The 17,898-nt window shown below is 69.6% G+C and carries 5 protein-coding genes; 1 reads left to right on the top strand and 4 read right to left on the bottom strand.

Annotated elements, in window-relative coordinates; all coding sequences use genetic code 11:
* Window positions 1-265: 265 nt before the first annotated feature.
* Complete coding sequence (locus ACWPXK_RS06390; RefSeq protein WP_454195041.1) at window positions 266-532, bottom strand: hypothetical protein; 267 nt, start codon at window positions 530-532, stop codon at window positions 266-268.
* 452 nt (window positions 533-984) lie between these two features.
* Between ACWPXK_RS06390 and ACWPXK_RS06385 the strand changes: the two genes are divergently transcribed.
* A complete protein-coding gene (locus tag ACWPXK_RS06385; RefSeq protein WP_454195040.1) occupies window positions 985-2,328 on the top strand; it encodes a helix-turn-helix domain-containing protein in 1,344 nt (447 codons plus the stop codon).
* A gap of 64 nt (window positions 2,329-2,392) precedes the next feature.
* Here the strand turns inward: ACWPXK_RS06385 and ACWPXK_RS06380 are convergent, their stop codons facing one another.
* The 3 genes from ACWPXK_RS06380 to ACWPXK_RS06370 all read right to left on the bottom strand — a co-directional run bounded on the left by ACWPXK_RS06380 (window position 2,393) and on the right by ACWPXK_RS06370 (window position 17,697).
* Window positions 2,393-2,611 (bottom strand): MbtH family protein, encoded by a 219-nt coding sequence (locus ACWPXK_RS06380; protein ID WP_454195039.1) that lies wholly within the window; start codon window positions 2,609-2,611, stop codon window positions 2,393-2,395.
* A gap of 69 nt (window positions 2,612-2,680) precedes the next feature.
* Window positions 2,681-16,642, bottom strand: coding sequence for an amino acid adenylation domain-containing protein (locus ACWPXK_RS06375; RefSeq protein ID WP_454195038.1), 13,962 nt, complete (start codon window positions 16,640-16,642; stop codon window positions 2,681-2,683).
* A complete protein-coding gene (locus tag ACWPXK_RS06370; RefSeq protein WP_454195037.1) occupies window positions 16,642-17,697 on the bottom strand; it encodes a hypothetical protein in 1,056 nt (351 codons plus the stop codon). Before ACWPXK_RS06370 ends, ACWPXK_RS06375 begins: the two co-directional genes overlap by 1 nt.
* Window positions 17,698-17,898 lie beyond the last annotated feature (201 nt).

The following is a 17,898-nucleotide window of genomic DNA, read 5'->3' as shown; positions in this document are numbered from 1 at the left end:
CATGATGATTGCCGCGACGACGGCGGTGCTGGAAATGAGTTCGCAGTGGCGGCGCAGGGGCGCGGCGATGGCGGCGTTCGGGCGGCTCGCTACCGCCTATCGGCTCGACGCACGATCGCGACAGTCCTCGTATCTCCACCCCGCGTGGAGATACGAGGACTTCGGCGTGCTCGGGATTCCCTCACATAAATCCCGAGCAGTGCACGGACGCATTCGAACGAAATATTTTGGGCCGGAGCGGTTTCCACCGCCTCCGCGTCCGAGGTCAGCGGGAGTAGCCGTCGGCCCGGTTGTCGGGCACCACGCGCCCGGAGGCGACCAGGGTGCGGAACGCCGCTTGTTTACGCGGGCAGGCGTCGGCGCGGCAGGGAAGGTGGCACTGCATCACTCGGTGCGCTTGTTCGATGGTGAACGGCTGGTCGGGTGGCCGGTGGGCGTCCGAGGCGCCACTGTGGGGTAAGCAGGAGCCGACGGCGGTGATCGCGGCCACCAGCAGTAGGCATGCGCTGAGCATGGCCAGCAGCGGTTCCACGGCCGATCACTGGTCAGCGGCCTGCCGGACACAGAATGCGGAGGCGGCTAGATACTGGCGGCAGCTCGCGCCGTGCCCACCGTGGACGGCGCGGATGAATCGCGCGCGGTCGTAACTCAGGCCGAGTGGTTCCTGCGCGCAGTCGCGGCTTTGTACCAGCCACAGTTCTCGGACATCCGAGTGCAACACGTCCATCTTTCACCTCCACAAGTGCGTGCACCCGGCACCGAGAAGGCGCCGCCGGAACCGCGCTCGACACGGATGGATCGGGCCGTGTCGGGACCGTGCGCCGGGCTCCGGGCAACAGGCGCCCTCGACAGGGTTTGGGCGTGACCCCCGATGCCGGGTGCAGTTTCAACAGTGCGCGTTGCGATTCGGTAGATAACAGTCCCTAATGCGGTAATTGCGAGTACTTTCCGTTTGTATCGTCCTGGAGCAAGGAAGCGAGACCTATGGTGGAGGTCGACTGGACGGGCGAAGCAGTACATGCGCTTCGCACGGCGATGAAGCGAAGCCGTTACGAATTCGCGCGTCTGGTGGGCGTCACACCGCGCACCGTAGTCCTGTGGGAGAACGGCCGGACAACCCGGATGCACGCTGCTAGCCAGCGTCTTCTCGACAGAGTTGTGTCAGAAGCCGATGCACTCGTCGTCGCGCGATTCGAGCGGGCGATCACAGCGCTGCGGGAGTCGGCCACCGACCGCGAAAGCGCCGATCCGGCGCCCGAAAGGCAGAGCAAGCTCGGTAGGGAAATCGGGCTCGACAAGGAAGTCGAGGAAGACGACGTGAGAAGGCGAGAACTGCTGGCCTGCATCGGCGCAGGCATGGCAGGCCAGGCGGCGGACCTGGTGGCAAGCGAACCGGAGCGGATGCTCACGACCCTCGACGCCGGGTCGATCAGCGAGCGGCGACTGGTGTTCCTGGAGCAGTCCGCCGAGGTACTCGGCACGCGGGTGGTGCAGGTGCCGCCGCACGAGCTGCTGCATACCAGCCTGGAGCAATTCCGCATGGTCCGCGGCTGTCTCGGCGAACGGCAACCCACCCATCAGCAGGTCCGGCTGGTGCGCACCGCGGGCAGACTGGCGAACGTGGTCGGCGAGATCCTGTTCAATGAAGGGCATTTCGGTCAGGCCCGCATGTGGTATGCCACCGCGATCCACGCCGCGCAGGACATCGGCGACCGCTATTCGGAAGACATCGCCCTGGCCGGACTCGCGTATTTGCCGACCTATAGCGATAAACCGAAGGAAGTTTTGCAGTTACTCGACGGTCGTTTGCAAGAAAATCCGTCATATGGCCCGGCTGCCGCATGGTTGTGGGGAATGGCGGCGCGCGCCCATGCCAACCTGGGCCACGCCGATGAATTCGCGCGCTGTATTACACGATCGGCGGCGGCATTGGACGACGTCGGTCCGGAAGACCTTTCGGTCGGTATTTTCTCTTTCCGCCCCGAGAAACTCGCTTTTTATCAGGCGATCGGATATTCCCGCCTCGGCCGGGCCGACGAGACCGCCACAGCCGCGGCCAGCGCGATGGCGCTGTACGACCCGTCGGAGACCATGGAACCCGCCCTGGTCCGCTTCGAGCACGCCACGGCGCTGCTGGCCTCGGGGGAGGTCGACGAAGCCTGCGCGGTGGCGACCGGCGCGATTACCAACGCACGCACCTACGTCGGGCTCACCGTCACCAAGCGCGCCAAGCAGTTCGACGCGGCGCTGGGCGGCTTACGCACGAGGGCCGTCACGGAGTGGCGGCAACAGGCCCACGCGGTGATCGACGCCCGCACCAAGGCGTGAGACGAGGCGGGGCGCGCCGGTCGGCAGGGGATGTGAGACCAGCGCGCCCCGCGTATTCAGGTGGTCAGTTCGCCTCGTTGGAGATCGCGTCGATGAGCGATTTGGGACGCATGTCCACCCAGTGGTTCTCCACGTATTGCAGACAGGACTTGCGGTTGGCGGCGCCGTAGGCGATGGTCCAACCGCCGGGGACGGCGGCGAAGACCGGCCATAGGGAGTGTTCACCCTCCTCGTTGATCAGGACGTAGAACTTGGCGTCATCGTCGTCGAACGGGTTGTTCATTCGGTTTTCCTTCTTCCTGGTCGGGTCAGGGTTCGGGGGGATCCAGGGGTGCTCGGCGTGTGCCTCTCGTCATGAAGCGGTGTACGCGGAGTCCTTTCGCTCGCTGCTGCGCTGCTCGCCCGCGCCGGACAGATCGATGTCGCCGACCACGTGTTCCGGGTCGGCGGTCACCGCGGCCAACAGGCGGACGAAGCGGGTGCCGAAGGTGTCGACGGTGCGAGCGTCGAACAGGTCGGTGGCGTAGGTGAAGCGCAACACCCCGCCGAGGACGGCTAGTCGAAGATCGAAAGACGTTGTCTCGTGGCCGAATTCGTACCCCGACAAGGTGACCCCCGCCATGTCCGCGGCGACCGGCGCGAGGTCTTGGAACAGCAGCGCGACCTGGAACAGCGGATGCCGCCTCTGCGTGCGCGGCGGGTCGAGCACCTCGACCACGCGCTCGAAAGGCACGTCGGCGTGGGCGAAGGCATCCAGATCGTTGTCCCGCACCCGGCGCAGTATCGCGGCGAAGGTGTCGGAGGGGATTACCTCGGCGCGCAGTACCAAGGTGTTGCCGAACGGGCCGACCAGATCGTCCAGCGCCGCGTCGTCCCGGCCCGGGATGGACGCGCCGATCGCGATGTCGGTCGTGCCGGACAACCGCGCGAGCAGAGTCGCCAGCGCGGCGTGCACCACCATGAGCGGCGTTGCCTCGTAGTGCGCGGCCACCACCGCGATGGCGTCGCGAACGTCGTCCGGTAGTGCGAGCGTCGCGCTCGCCGCCGAGCGGGAAGCGGCGGCGGAACGTGGGCGGTCGGTGGAGAGGCCGAGTTGTACCGGCAATCCGCACAGTGTCTCTCGCCAATACCGCAGCTGGCGCGCGGCCATCGAGTCCGGGTCATCCTCGGCGCCGAGCACTTCGTGCTGCCACAGCGCGTAGTCGGCGTACTGGACATCGAGTTCGTCCCAGACCGGCGCGGTGCGGGTGGCGCGGGCCGCGTAAGCGGTAGCGAGGTCGCGGACGAGCACGTCCATCGAGAAGCTGTCGGCCGCGATGCGGTGGGCCACCAGCGCGAGCACATGGTCGCGGTCGGAACGGGTGACCAGGCCGACGCGCAGCGGCACTTCGGCGGTCAGGTCGAACGGGCCGGCGACGAACTCGCGCAGCGCGTCCGCCGGGTCCAGCGAGTGGACCTCCGGTACCGGTGCGGGATCCAGAATGTGCTGATAACCGGCGCCGTCGAGGTCGGGATACACGGTGCGCAGCGTCTCGTGCCTGCCGACCACGTCACCGACGGCGGCGGCGAGCGTGTCCGAGTCGAGGTAGCCGGTGAGACGAACCACCACCGCGAGGTTGTGCTCGGCGTCAGACGGGTCGGACCGGTTGGAGAGCCACGCTTGCTGCGCGGGCGAGAGCGGAACACGCGGGGGGCGCGGCCGCCGTACCAGCGCAGGCTTGCCGCCGGTGCCGATGAGCCGTTGCGTCCGCGCGGCGAGCGCGGCCACGGTGGACGCCTCGAACAGCAGGCGTGCGGGGATCTCGACGTCCAGCTCGGCGCCGAGCCGGTCCGCGACCTGGATCGCGAGCAGCGAATCGCCGCCGAGGGCGAGGAAGTCGTCGTGGACAGCGATCCGCTCGACGCCGAGCGACCGCGCCATGATCCGCGCGACGGTCGCCTCGGTGCGGGTGGCCGGAGCGCGGTAGTTCGCGGGCACCGGGGCGGGCAGCGCGTTGCGGTCGAACTTGCCGGAGCTGTCGACCGGCAAGCGATCGAGCACTACGAACGACGCGGGCACAAGGTGCACGGGCAGTTCCGCACTCAACGCGGCGCGCACGTCCTCGGTGTCGATCCTGCGTCGCGCCCGTGGGATCACATACGCGACCAACTGGTCACCCAACCGCTCATCGGAACGGACCAGCACCGCCGCCTGAGCGATCGAATCCAGTGCCGTGAGTGCCGACTCGATCTCGATCAGCTCGATGCGCAGGCCGCGAAAGTCGGTGCGGCACAAGTGTTTCAGTTCACCCGTGGCCGTCCAGGCCACCAGGTCACCGGTGCGGTACATCCGCGCACCCGTCGCACCGAACGGGTTGGCCACGAAACGATCCGCCGTCAGATCCGGACGCGCCACAAAACCACGAGCCAACTGCGCACCCGCGAGATACAACTCACCCGCGACACCAACCGGCACCGGATGCAGGCGCGAATCCAGCACATACACCTGCGTGTTGGACACCGGAGCGCCGATCGGCACCGACACCACGTCGTCCTCGGTCACCTCGTGACAGGTGACATCCGCGGCGGCCTCGGTAGGCCCGTACAGATTGTGCACCCGCGCTCCGATCACCTCTCGCGCGCGCCGCGCGGCGACCGCGGGCAGCGCCTCCCCCGACGTGAAGACGTTGCGCAGCGTAATGCAGTCCGCGGCGCGCGGGTCGGCCAGAAATACCCCCAGCATTGGTGGCACGAAATGCACCGTGGTGACGCGCTGCTCGGTGATCACGCGGGCCAGATAGGCGGGATCGCAGTGCCCGTCCGGACGCGCCACCACTAGTTTCGCACCAAATACCAAGGGCAAGAACAATTCCCATGCTGAGACGGGGGCTGCGGCCGGGGACTTGTGCAGCACCACGTCGTCCGCCGACAGCGGATACGCCGACTGCATAGCTGTGAGACGGTTCACGATCGCCGCGTGCGAAACCGCCATGCCCTCGGGGCGTCCGGTCGAGCCCGAGGTGAAGATCACATACGCGGTGTGGGCCGGTTGCGGCTCGCCGAGCCGGTCCAGCGCGGTCAGCGGCTCGGCGGAGTATCCGCGTAGCTCGAGCCGGTCGATCCGGACCTGCCGCGCCTCGCCCGCGTCCAGGTCGAAACCCGAGGTGAGCACGCACACCGGCCGCACCGTCCGCAGCACGTGTTCCAGTCGATCGGTCGAGTGGGTGGGGTCGAGCAGGACGCACGCACCGCCGGCGAGGGTGACCGCGTAGATTCCGACCACCAAGTCCAGTGAGGATCGCATGCCGAGCGCCACCGGGGCGTCCGGGCCGACGCCCGCTCCGACCAGCCAGCGCGCCAGGCGCCGCGCCCGGCCCGCGAACTCCGAATACGTCAGCGTCGCGTAGCGACTCGATGGGGGGTGGTGGTCGGGCGACGGGTGGGCCAGCGTCGCGTAGCGACTCGGTGAGGGGTGGTGGTCGGGCGACGGGTGGGCCAGCGTCGCGTGGGCCGTCGTCCGCCCCTCCACCGTGACCGCGGGCGCGTCCGGCGTCTTGGCCACCTGCGCCTCGAACAGCGAGATCAGGGTGGCCGCGGGATCGACCGGCGCGGCGGTGTCGTTCCACCGGTCCAGCACCAGCGCGCGTTCCGCGGCGTCCAGCAGGTCCAGGCCGCCGACGCGCACCGACTCGTCGGACACCACGGTCCGCAGCACCCGCGTGAAGCGGGCCGCGAACGCCTCGACCGTGGCGCGGTCGAACAGATCCGTGGCGTACCGCAGCACGCCGCGCAACGTGGTGCCTGCGTTCCCCTGGTGTTCGGCGAGTTCCATGGCCAGGTCGACCTGCGCGACGGGGTTGTCGAACGGGTAGGCCGACACCGTGAGATCGGGCAGCCGTATGACTGTGTCATCGCGGTGCGCGAAAGTCAGGATGGCCTGCACGATCGGCGAATGTGACTGCGACCGAGCGTTATTCAGCTCATCGACGAGCCGGGCGAAGGGCAGACCGGCATGTGCGAAGGCGCGCACGTCGATGTCGCGGACCCGGCCGAGCAGCTCGGCGAAGGACGCGTCGGCGGCGACCGGAGTGCGCAGCACAACGGTGTTGGCGAACATGCCGACCAGGTCGTCCAGCGCTTTGTCGCCGCGCCCGGTGACGGTGGTGCCGATGGCGACGTCGTCCACCCCGGTCAGCCGCGCGAGCAGCGTCGCGAAGGCGGCGTGTAGCACCATGAACGTCGAAACACTGTGCCTGCGCGCGAGCTCGGAAATCGAATCGGTCAGATCGGCTGGGACGGCGAACTCGACAGTGGCGCCGGGTCCGGAGGCCACCGGCGGTCGCGGACGATCGGCGGGCAACTCCAGCACCGGGGGTAGCCCGGCGAGTTCGGCTCGCCAATAAGCGATCTCGTTCGACAACCTCGATGACGCGTCGTCCGCGGCGCCGAGCGCGTCGTGCTGCCAGAGCGTGAAGTCCGGGTACTGCACCGGCAGTGGACGCCACCGTGGAGTTTCCCCAGCGACGCGCGCGGTGTAGGCCGTCATCAGGTCGCGGACCAGCGGACCGGCGGAGGCGCCGTCCGCGGCGATGTGGTGGACCACGACAACGAGCACGTGATCGCCATGGCCGATGCGCAACAGGCTTGCCCGCAACGGAATCCGAGTGCGCAAGTCGAAGCCGGCAGCCGTCGCGGCCAGCACCGCGTCGCGCAACTGCGGTTCGGTCACCGCGATCGGATGCAGAGTCGGCCCGGACACGTCCGGTCCGGGCAGCACCACCTGGGCGGGGCCCTGAGCGTCGTCGGGGAAAACGGTGCGCAGCGCTTCGTGCCGGTCGATCACGTCGCGCAGGGCGGCGCGCAGTGCCTGGTAGTCGAGCGCGCCGGTGAGGCGGATGGCGAACGGAATGTTGTAGACACCCGAGTCCGGATCCAGCCGGTGTGCCAGCCACATCCGGGTTTGTCCCGGCGACAGGGGAATCCGCATAGGACGCTCGCGGCGCGACAACGGCGCATCCGGCTCCGCCGACGGCGTGACTCGGCGCGCCAGCTGGGCCACGGTCGGCGCCCCGAACACCTCCCGGACGGTCAGCGCGCAGCCCAAGGTCGCGTTGACCCGGGCCACCAACCGCACGGCCAGCAGCGAATCGACACCGCGGGCGAAGAAGTCGTCGTCCGCGCCGATCCGCGCCACACCCACCAGGTCGGCGACCAGCGTGGCGAGCACCGCCTCGGCCCCTTCCCGCGGCGGCCGGAACCCCGCCGCGGTCGCCAAGCATTCGACGACAGGCCGGGCCGACCGATCGATCTCGCCCTGGGCCGACAACACCGTCTCACCGGGCACCACCTCGGTTCCATCCCGCGACACGCCGAACGCGACTACGGTTCCCGTGCAGTGGACCGCGGCCGACTGATCGAACTCGCCCTCGTCGGTCATCAGCGTCTCACCGGGCACAGCCTCGGTCCCATCCCGCGACACGCGGAACGCGACTACGGTTCCCGTGCAGTGGACGGCGGCCGACTGATCGAGCTCGGCCTCGTCGGTCATCGGCGTCTCACCGGGCACCGCGTCGGTCTCGTTCCCCGATACCCGGACCGGGATTGCGATTCCCCTGCATTCGACGGCGGGCAGGGCGGACCGATCCAGCTTGCCCTCGGCGGTCAGCGGCATCTCGTCGAGCACGACCAGGTGGGCGGGCACCTCGGCGGCGGGCAGGTGGGCACGCACCCCGGCGAGCACGGCCGCGGGGCTGCGGTCCGAACCGGTGACGTAACCGACGAGGTATGCGGATCCGTCGTTGTGCTCGGCCGGGAGCACCGCGGCGTTCGTCACTCCGGTCACGGCGGCGAGCGCGGCCTCGATCTCGCCGAGTTCGGTTCGCTCGCCACGAATCATCCGAAAGTCGCTGCGGCCCAGGTATTCCACTGTGCCATCGCGGGTCCAGCGCACCAGATCTCCGGTCCGGTACATCAACCGGCCGGGCACGCCGAACGGGTCGGCGACGAATCGTTCCGCGGTGAGTGCCGGGCGGGCGTGATAGCCGCGCGCCAGCTGGTCACCCGCGAGATACAGCTCGCCGGTGACACCGATCGGCACCGGACGCAACCGAGCGTCCAGCACGTAGACCCTGGTGTTCCAGCACGGGCGGCCGATCGCCGGTTTCCGGCCGGATTCGATGTCCGCGTCGGTGAACTCGTGACAGATCGCGGAAATCGCTGTCTCGGTCGTGCCGTAGGCGTTGTGCAGCGCGCCGCTCACACTGCCGCGCAGCGCGGAGAGCAGAGCCGGGGTGAGCGCCTCACCGCCGCAGCGCAAATGCCGGAGCGAATGCAACGCGTCGCCCATCCCCCGACCGATCAGCGCGGCCAGCATCGACGGCGCGTACTCGGCGATGGTGATTCCGTGTTCACGCAGCAGTCTCGCGACGTACCAGAGGTCCAGGTGCCCGCTCGGCCGCGCGATCACCAGCTGGGCTCCGACCGCGACGGGTAGGAAGCATTCCCACACCGATACGTCCGAGGTCAGCGGAGCGTGCTGCAAAATGCGGTCGGACGCGGTGACTCCGTAGCGGAATTCGAGCCAGCGCAATTGGTTCAGGATCGCGCGGTGGGTTACCGCGACACCCGTCGGAAGCCCGGTGGCATCGGAGGAGAACAACACGTAGGCCGTGTTGTCCCAGCGCGGAACGGCGATCCGCTCCGCGTCGGACACCGGCCCCTCGGCGACGCCGCTCAGATCCAGATCGGCGAGGTCTAGTACGGGCACGCCGTCCAGGCGGGGCAACGCCGCGCCGCCCGCCGTCAGCACCAGCCGCGGCGCGGCGCTCGCGACGACCCGCGCCAGGTGATCGGCGGAATGCGCCGGGTCGATCGGCAGGTACGCGCCGCCCGCACGCACGATCGCGTACATCGCCACGAGCATGTCGATCGAGCGCGAGGCGGCCAGCCCCACGATGACCTCCGGGCCCACACCCAACCCGATGAGTGCGCGGGCCAGGCGGTTGACTCGGGAGGCGAACTCCACGTACGTCATCGCGGAGTCCTCATAACGCACGCCGATCTCGTCGGGCGTGGCCGCCACGCGGGCGGTGAGCAGGTCGTCCAGCGTCTCGCCGGGCAGGGCATGTGCTGTGGCGTTGCGGTTCGACAGCAGCATTCCGCGTTCCGCCAGCGACATCAGCTCGACTTTGCCGACAAGGACGCGGGCGTCGCGAACCATGGCGCGCAGCACGCGTTCGAACGCGGCGAGGAATCCGGCGACGGTCGGCGCGTCGAACAGGTCGAGCGCGTAGCGCAGGTGCACGTCGATGCCGTCCGGCGCGCCATCGGCGGTGTAGCGGTCGGTCAGCGTCCAGTCCAGGTCCAGGTGGATCGGCGCCGGTCCGACCTGGAACGCGGCGATGGCCAGGCGGTGCAGCCGGAACTCCGGCGTGAGCTGGTTCCGCAACGTCAGCGCGACCTGATACAGCGGCGCGTGCGCCTGCGAGCGGACCGGGTTCACCGCCTCGACCACCTGCGCGAACGGCACCGCGGCATGATCGAACGCGGCCAGATCCGTCGCGCGCACGGACGCGAGCAACTCGGCCAGGCTCGTGTCCCGGCGGACCTCGGTGCGAAGCACCAGCGTGTTGACGAACGTACCGACCACGTCGTCCAGCGCTTCCGCGCCGCGTCCGTCGACCGGCGCGCCGATCACCACATCGGCGTTCGCGCCGTAGCGGCTCAACAACACGGCCAGCGCGGTGTGCAAGACCATGAACGGCGTTGCGCGATGCGCGGCGGCGAAGTCTCGGATCTGCTGGTGCAGAGCGGCGTCCAGCCGTCCGGTGAGCACACCGCCCCGGTTCGTGGCGACCGCGGGGCGGGGCCGATCCGATGGGAGGGTCAGCACGTCGGGCAGCCCGGCCAGGCGATCGGTCCAATAGCTCAGCTGTGCGGACAGCACGGAGGCCGGGTCATCGGCCGAGCCGAGCGCGGCGCGCTGCCAGATCGCGAAATCGGCGTACTGCACGGGCAGTGGTCCCCACGCCGGGGCGATGCTCGCACAGCGCGCGACATAGGCATTGGTCAAGTCCCGGGTCAGCGGGGCGAAAGACCAGCCGTCGGCCACGATGTGGTGCACGACGAACAGCAAGACGTGGACCTGTGCACCAGTGGGCGCTTCGTCCTCGACGCGCCATAGTCGAACGCGCAGCGGCACCTCGGCGGTCACATCGAAACCGGCCCGCGTTGCCGCGCCGAGGAGTTCGGACACCTGCGCCGCGGGCACCGGCCGCGCGACCAGCTCGACCAGCTTCGTCCCGGCAGGAAGCAGCACTTGCGTTGCCACGCCGTCGTGTTCGGGATAGAGCGTGCGGAGCGTCTCATGCCGTGCGATCACATCGGCGATGGCCGCCTCCAGGGCAGGCACATTGAGCGCCCCGGTCAGACGCAGCGCGAACGGAATGTTGTATCCACCGCTCGCGGTATCGAACCGATTCAGAAACCACATGCGCTGCTGCGCGATCGATAGCGGTATCGGCCCGCCGCGCTCCTGCGGCGTGAGCGGCGGCAGCGCGACAGTGCCGGTCTCACTCGGCGGCGAAACGACGGGTCCGGTCGCGGTCGGAGGCAGCACGACCCGTCGGGTCCCAACCGGGGTCGACGCGACCGGCTCGGCCCGGCTCGACCGCGACGCCACACGCCCACTCTCAGTCGGCACCGACACGACAGGCGCACTCCCGACCGACGATGACGCCACCGGTCCGACCGGCGGCGACACGACGGGTTCAGTCCCAGCTCGCGCCAACGCGACCGGCTCGGCCCGGCTCGACGGCGACGCCGCACCCTCGCCCGCAGTCGGCACCGACTCGACAGGCGCGCTGCCGACAGACGACAACGCCACCGCCTCCGGCTCGCTCGGCGACACCGTCCCGCTCCCACCGGGCAGCGACACGACGGATCCAGTCTCAACCGGCGCTGACGCCCCCGGCTCAACCTCGCTCGGCAGCGCCACACGTCCGGTCCCCAGCAGCGGCGACACCACGGATCCAGTCCCAGCTGGCGACAACGCGACCGGCTCAACCTCACTCGACGCCGACGCCACGCCCCCACTCTCAGTCGGCACCGACACGACAGGCGCGCTCCCAACCGACGACAACGCCACCGCCTCAGCCTCGCTCGGCGACACCGTCCCGCTCCCACCGGGCAGCGACACGACGGATCCAGTCTCAACCGGCGCTGACGCCCCCGGCTCAACCTCGCTCGGCAGCGCCACACGTCTGGTCCGCGTCGGCAGCGACACGACAGGCGCGCTCTCAACCGGCGACAACCCCGCCGCCGCACCCTTGCTCGGGGACGCCACAGGTTCGGTCCCCATCGGCGACAACGCGACCCCTTCGCTCGGCGGCGGCGTGACAGGTGCGACCTCGATCGGACGGTGAACGGTGATCCGCCGCGCCAGCGCGCGCACCGTTGGCGCGTCGAAGATCGTGCGCACCGCCACTTCGGCGCCGGTGGCCTTGCTCAGCCGCGCGGCGAGCCGGGTCGCGCTGAGCGAGTCGCCGCCCAAGGCGAAGAAATCGTCGTCGACGCCGACCTCGGTCACTCGAAGCAGATCCGTGAATGCCTGGGCGACAAGTCTTTCCGCTACTCCGCGCGGAGCTTGGAACACAATCGGTTCGAACGCGGGCGCGGGCAGGGCCGTGCGGTCCAGCTTCCCGGAGGAGTCCACCGGGAAGCGATCCAGCACGACGAAAGCCTCCGGCACCAGGTAGCCGGGAAGCCGCTCGGCCACCGCCTCCCGCACCGTGGCGATCTCTACCGGGCCGGTGGCCACCAAGTAGGCGACCAGTTGCTCGCCCGCGCCGCGATCGTCGCGCACCAGGACGGCGGCCTGCCCGATGCCGGGTACCGCGAGCAGGGCCGACTCGATCTCGCCGTGGTCGATCCGAAGGCCACGGATCTGGACCTGGCTGTCGGTGCGGCCCAGCAACTCCAGCTCGCCCGCGGCGGTCCACATCGCCAAGTCGCCGGTGCGGTACATTCGCTCGCCCGCTGGACCGAAGGGATCGGCGATGAACCGGTCACCGGTGCGCCCGGCGCGGCCCAGATAGCCGCGCGCCAGCTGGGCGCCTGCCAGGTACAGCTCACCGGGCACTCCCACCGGCACCGGCCGCAGCCGCCCGTCCAGCACGTAGGCCCTGGTGTTCCAGATCGGCCTGCCGATCGGCACGGTCTCGAAGTCGGTGTCGGAAACCTCGTGGAAGGTCACCTCCACCGCCGCCTCGGTAGGTCCGTAGCCGTTGTGCACGGCCGCGCGGGTCAGCCCACGCATCCGCTGGGCGACAGCGCCGGGCAACGTCTCGCCGGAGCAGAACACCTCCCGCAGCGACGGCACCTCGATTCCCTTGGCAACGAAGGCAGCGAGCATGGATGGCACGAAATGCGCCACCGTCACGCCCTCGCTCCGAATGAGCCGGGCCAGATAGGCCGGGTCCCGATGACCGCCCGGTCGCGCCAGCACCATCCGGGCGCCGACGTGCAAGGGCCAGAAGAACTCCGGCACCGATGCGTTGTCGGTGCCGGGCGCTTGCTGCAGCAGCACATCCCCCGGCCCCAGCGGCGCATACGCCGACTGCATCCAGCGCAGCCGGTTCACGATGGCGCCGTGGCTTATCACCACGCCCGTGGAACCCGAGGTGAACACCACATACGCGGTGTTCGCCGGGCGCAGTGGCGCGCGCCGATCGGCATCGGTGAGCGGGCTGCCCGGATAGCCGGACAGGTCGAGCCGATCAATCCGTATCTCGGCGGCAGCACAATTCAGGTCGGACCCGTCGGTGAGCACGCACACGGGCTGCGCCATGGCGAGGAGTTCCTCGGCGGATCGGCCCGCGTCCAGCGGAAGGTAACCCCCGCCCGCTTCGATGACCGCGTATATGCCGACCACCAGGTCGAACGGATGCCGAATACACAGCCCCACCAGCGATTCCGGACCTACCCCCTGAGCGATGAGACACCGCGCCAGCCGGTTGACCAACCCGGCGAACTGGGCGTACGACAACGTCGTCCGGTCGAAGGTGATCGCGGGCGCATCCGGTGTCAGGGCCGTTTGCGCAGCGAAAAGTGAAGCCAGCGTGCCGGATTCGCCGACCGAGTGCGCGGTGGCATTCCACTCGCGCAGGATCCGCGCGCGCTCCGCGTCCGATAGCAGCTCGATGTCTCCGATGCGCACGTTCGGGTTGACCGCTACGGCGACGAGCAACCTCCGGAATCGCGCCACGTAGGACTCGGCCGTCGCGGCATCGAACAGATCGGTCGCGTAGCGGAGGCTTCCGGATAGTCCCGCCGATCCGGCCTTCTCGCCGACGACCAAGTGCAGGTCGAATTCACCTCCTGTGGCGGCGATTTCGACCGGTCGCACCGATAGCCACGGCACCTCCAGCTCTCTACCGCCGACCGCGGGCGGCGCGGCCTCGAAGCTGAACATCACCTGGAACAGCGGGTGCGCGCCGGAGGAGCGATCCACCTGCATGGCGTCCACCAGGCGCTCGAACGGCAGGTCGGCGTTGGCGAACGCGGCCGAATCGCCGTCCCGCACATCCGCGAGCAGCGCGGCGAACGAAGCGTCCGGGGCAACCCGCGTGCGCAATGCCAGGGTGTTGTCGAACAAGCCGACGAGCGCGTCGAGCGCACGGTCCCCGCGACCGGCGACCGGCGAGCCGATGACGATATCGGCGCTGCCGCTCAGCCGCGCCAGCGTGGCGGCGAACGCGGCGTGCAGCGTCATGAACAGCGTCGCTCCGCTACGCCGGGCCAGCGCGCGCAGACCGGCGGTCACCTCGGGCGGAATCATGAACTCCACGGCCGCGCCGCGTTGCGATGCCACGGCGGGACGTGCCCGATCGGTCGGCAGCGGCAGCTGCGCGGGCGCGCCGTCGAGCACGTCACGCCAGAAACACAACTGCTGATAGGACAGGTCACCCGGGACGTTCTCGGCCCCGACCAGTTCCGCGTGCCACAGGATGTAGTCGGCGTACCGCATCGGCAGCGCATCCCATTGCGGTCGTCTGCTGGTCAGCCGGGCCAGATAGGCCTTGATCAGATCGGTGACCAGCGGAGCCACCGACTGGGCGTCGGCTGCGATGTGGTGCACGACGAACACCAGCACGTATTCGTCGCCGATGACGAACCGTGACCCGTCCGCCCGGTCGACCGCCAGCAGCGCGACCCGCGACGGCAGCTCGGTAGTCAGATCGAATCCGGTGCGGACGATGCCCGCCACGGCATCGTCCACCGCGGAGCGGCCGATCGGCACCGCGTGCAGGCCCAGGCCGATGTCGGCGGCGTCCAGGACGGATGGGTAAGGGCCGCTGTCGGTCTCGGGGTAGAGGGTGCGCAACGTCTCGTGCCGGGCCAGCACGTCGAGCACGGCGCGCTCCAGCGCTTTCACATCCAGCCGTCCGGTCAACCGGAGCACGATCGGAAGATTGTGGACGCTGTCGGCGCCGTCCTGGCTCTCGATCCGATTGAGGAACCACAGCCGCCACTGCGCGGGCGAGAGCGGAACCGGCTCCGGCCGGTCGCGGCGGACCAGCGGGTGCGCGACGGCACCCAATTGCTCGACGGCGAAGCCCTCCGCCGTGGTCGTGTCGGACGACGCGTGCGCCGGAATCCGCCCGCTGGCAGTCTCGCGCGTGCGAACGGTGACCTGGGTGTTGTCCGGCGACGTTGCGGCAACGGCCCCGCGGCCCAGGTAGATCAGCTCGCCGTCGTCGCTCCAGCGGACCATTTCGCCGGTGCGGTACATCCGCTCCCCTACCGGTCCTTGCGGGTTGGCCACGAATCGCTCGGCGGTCAGACCCGGGCTGGTGATGTAGCCGCGGGCCAGTTGCACACCGGACAGGTACAGCTCGCCGACCGCACCTCGTGCCACCGGCCGCAGGTGGTCGTTCAGTACCAGCAGGTCGGTGTCGTCGGCGGCGGCACCGATGGGCACCTGGGTGACGTCCTCGGCGGTTACCTCGTGGGCGGTCACATCGATCGCGGCTTCGCTGGGTCCGTACAGGTGGTACAGGGTCGCGCCGCTGAGGTCGCGGAAGGCCGCCGCCGTCGCGGCCGGTAGCTCCTCGCCGGAGGCGAAGACCATCCGCAACGAGTCCAGCGCCGCCGCGTGCCGATCGGCGACGAACGTCGCGAGCATGGACGGCGCGAAACGCGCGACGGTGACACCGCTCTCGCGGATCACACCGGCCAGGTAAGCCGGCTCGCGGTCCCCGTCCGGCGCGGCGATGACCAGCCTCGCGCCGATCGCCAACGGCCAGAAGAACTCCCACACCGACGCGTCGACGGTGCACGGCGTCCGCTGCAGTACCACGTCGTCGGCCCGTAGCCGGAACATGCGCTGCCGCCAGCGCAGATTCGCCACGATCGACCGGTGCGACACGGCCACACCCTCCGGTCGTCCGGTCGAGTCGGAGGTGACCATCACGTAGGCGATGTCGTCGGCCGACCGTGCGACCGCGGGGGCGGGCGGCGCAGGTAGACCCGCGAGCTGATCGATCCGCAGCGTCGGGACATCCGCGCCGAACTCCGGCTCGTCCCACGTGGTGGTGAGCACGACAGCCGGTTCGGCGACCATCAGCACGGCGGCAATGCGATCGGCCGGTTCGTCGGGATCGATCGGCAGATACGCGCCACCGGCCTCGATGATCGCGTACATGCCGACCAGGAGGTCGAACGAGCGCCGAATGGCCAAGGCCACCAGGGTCTCCGGCCCGACGCCCAGCGCGGTCAGATGCCGGGCCAGCGCGGTGACCCGATCGCCGAATTCGGCGTATGTGAGCGTCGCGTAGCGACTCGATGAGGGGTGGTGGTCGGGCGACGGGTGGGCCAGCGTCGCTCCCGCGTATTCGAGCGCGACCGCATCCGGTGTCCGGCGCACCTGCTCCTTGAACCGGCTCACCAGCGTCTCGACCGGCGCGGGCGCGGACAGGACCTCGCGCGCCGCCGTGCGCGCACCGTCGAGTAGCGCCTCCAGTACCGCGCCGAGCGCGCGCTCGCCGGATTCCAGCAGCGCGGGAAGCCGATTGGAGACGCCCGCCGCGACCAGGTCGTCCGGCCCGAGTTCCGGCCCCATGGCTTCGGACGACGCCGCGAGTTCGGCCGCCAGCGCCGCATAGGTGACGACGACTTCGTCATGGCGCAATGCCACTCGCCACGGCTGCAGCTCGGCGACGGTGGCGATCAGGGCGGGCAGATCGTCGATGCCGTAGGGACGGCGCGGCTTCGCGCGATCGCCAGGGGCGGACCGGGTACCGATCAGGCTGGACTCGGCCGAATCTGCATGCGTCATCAGCGGCTTCCTTCCGAGTCGGCAACCAGCGCCGAGTCGGCAGCGATGTCGGCGTTCGAGGTGACGCGCAAGAAGCCGGCCAACCGGCGCGCGCAGCGCGCGACGACGGCGGCACAGACGAGAGGCGTGGCGGAAGGGGACCCCGTTTGAATTCCCGCCGATGCCGAACCTTCCCCGAGTCCGGCACCGGCGGGGTTTTCGGTGACCGTGAGCTGGAGATCCAGCGTGGTCGCTCCGGTGTCCAGGGTACTGCTGGACACCGACAGTTCGGGCAGTTCGAACGCGATTGCCTCGGGGTTGTCGACGGCGAGCGGCAGTTCGAAGGCGTCTGCTGGGCCATGCGATCCCAGCACGAACGAAACGGCGTGGCTCGCACTCGAGCGCAGGAACGGATTGCGCCGCCGCGCGGGAGACAGCGGAACCAGCGGCGGCCGTGGCCATGCCCGCAGCTGCGCGACCAAGGACGCGCCGCTGGATCCACCGGCCCGCTCGACGAGTTCGCCGTGTTCGGCCACCGTACGTGCGGTAGACCCATCGCGAACCCCGAGCGGGCAGTTCGGTTCGGCGGCCGGCCGGGCGACCGGGGTCGCCACGGAGCTGTTGCCGCCGGATGTGCAGGAGTCGTCGTCGCGGCCGAGTCGCTCGTTACCGGGCACCTGCGCGACCGCCTGTCCCACGGCGGTCACGGACTCGGTGCGATCCGGCTCGGGGTGCGTGGTCCGCGGCACCGGATCCCCCGACCGGCCGTCCGGACGACCGCGGGAGTCGGCCATGCAGGACGCCATCAGTCCTGATGCCGCAATGCCGCCCTGGGCGAGCTGTACCCCCGACAGATACAGCTCACCCGGCGTTGCGGCCGGTACCGGCCGCAGCCGTGCACCGAGCGTGTACCGCCTGATGCCGAAAACCGGCGCGCCGATCGGCACCGAGAGAGTATCGGTGCCCGCCGACACTCGCAGCGCCTGGGCGAACGCGACGCCCGGTGCCGCGCCGGAGGCGAGCACCGGCGAGGTCCGGCGCGCGACCTGCTGGCCGGCTAGCTCCGCACCCTGCACCAGAGCCTCCTACTTGTGGCGAAACGTCAGCCGTCCGAATGCTTTCGGGCAGCACGAACAAGCCGCTGCTCCCGGCTGCCCACCTCGGGTGCGCGGCGTTTTCACCACGTACGAGTCGACGAAAAAGCGCGAGCGGTCACACCGCACGCGCACGGATTGGCGACAGATTCCTCCAACGTCACGGCCGTGGACCCACGGCTA

The organism is Nocardia sp. Marseille-Q1738, from assembly GCF_965283145.1.
The sequence above is the reverse complement of the archived record's forward strand: the minus strand, read 5'-3'. Positions and strand labels throughout refer to the sequence as shown.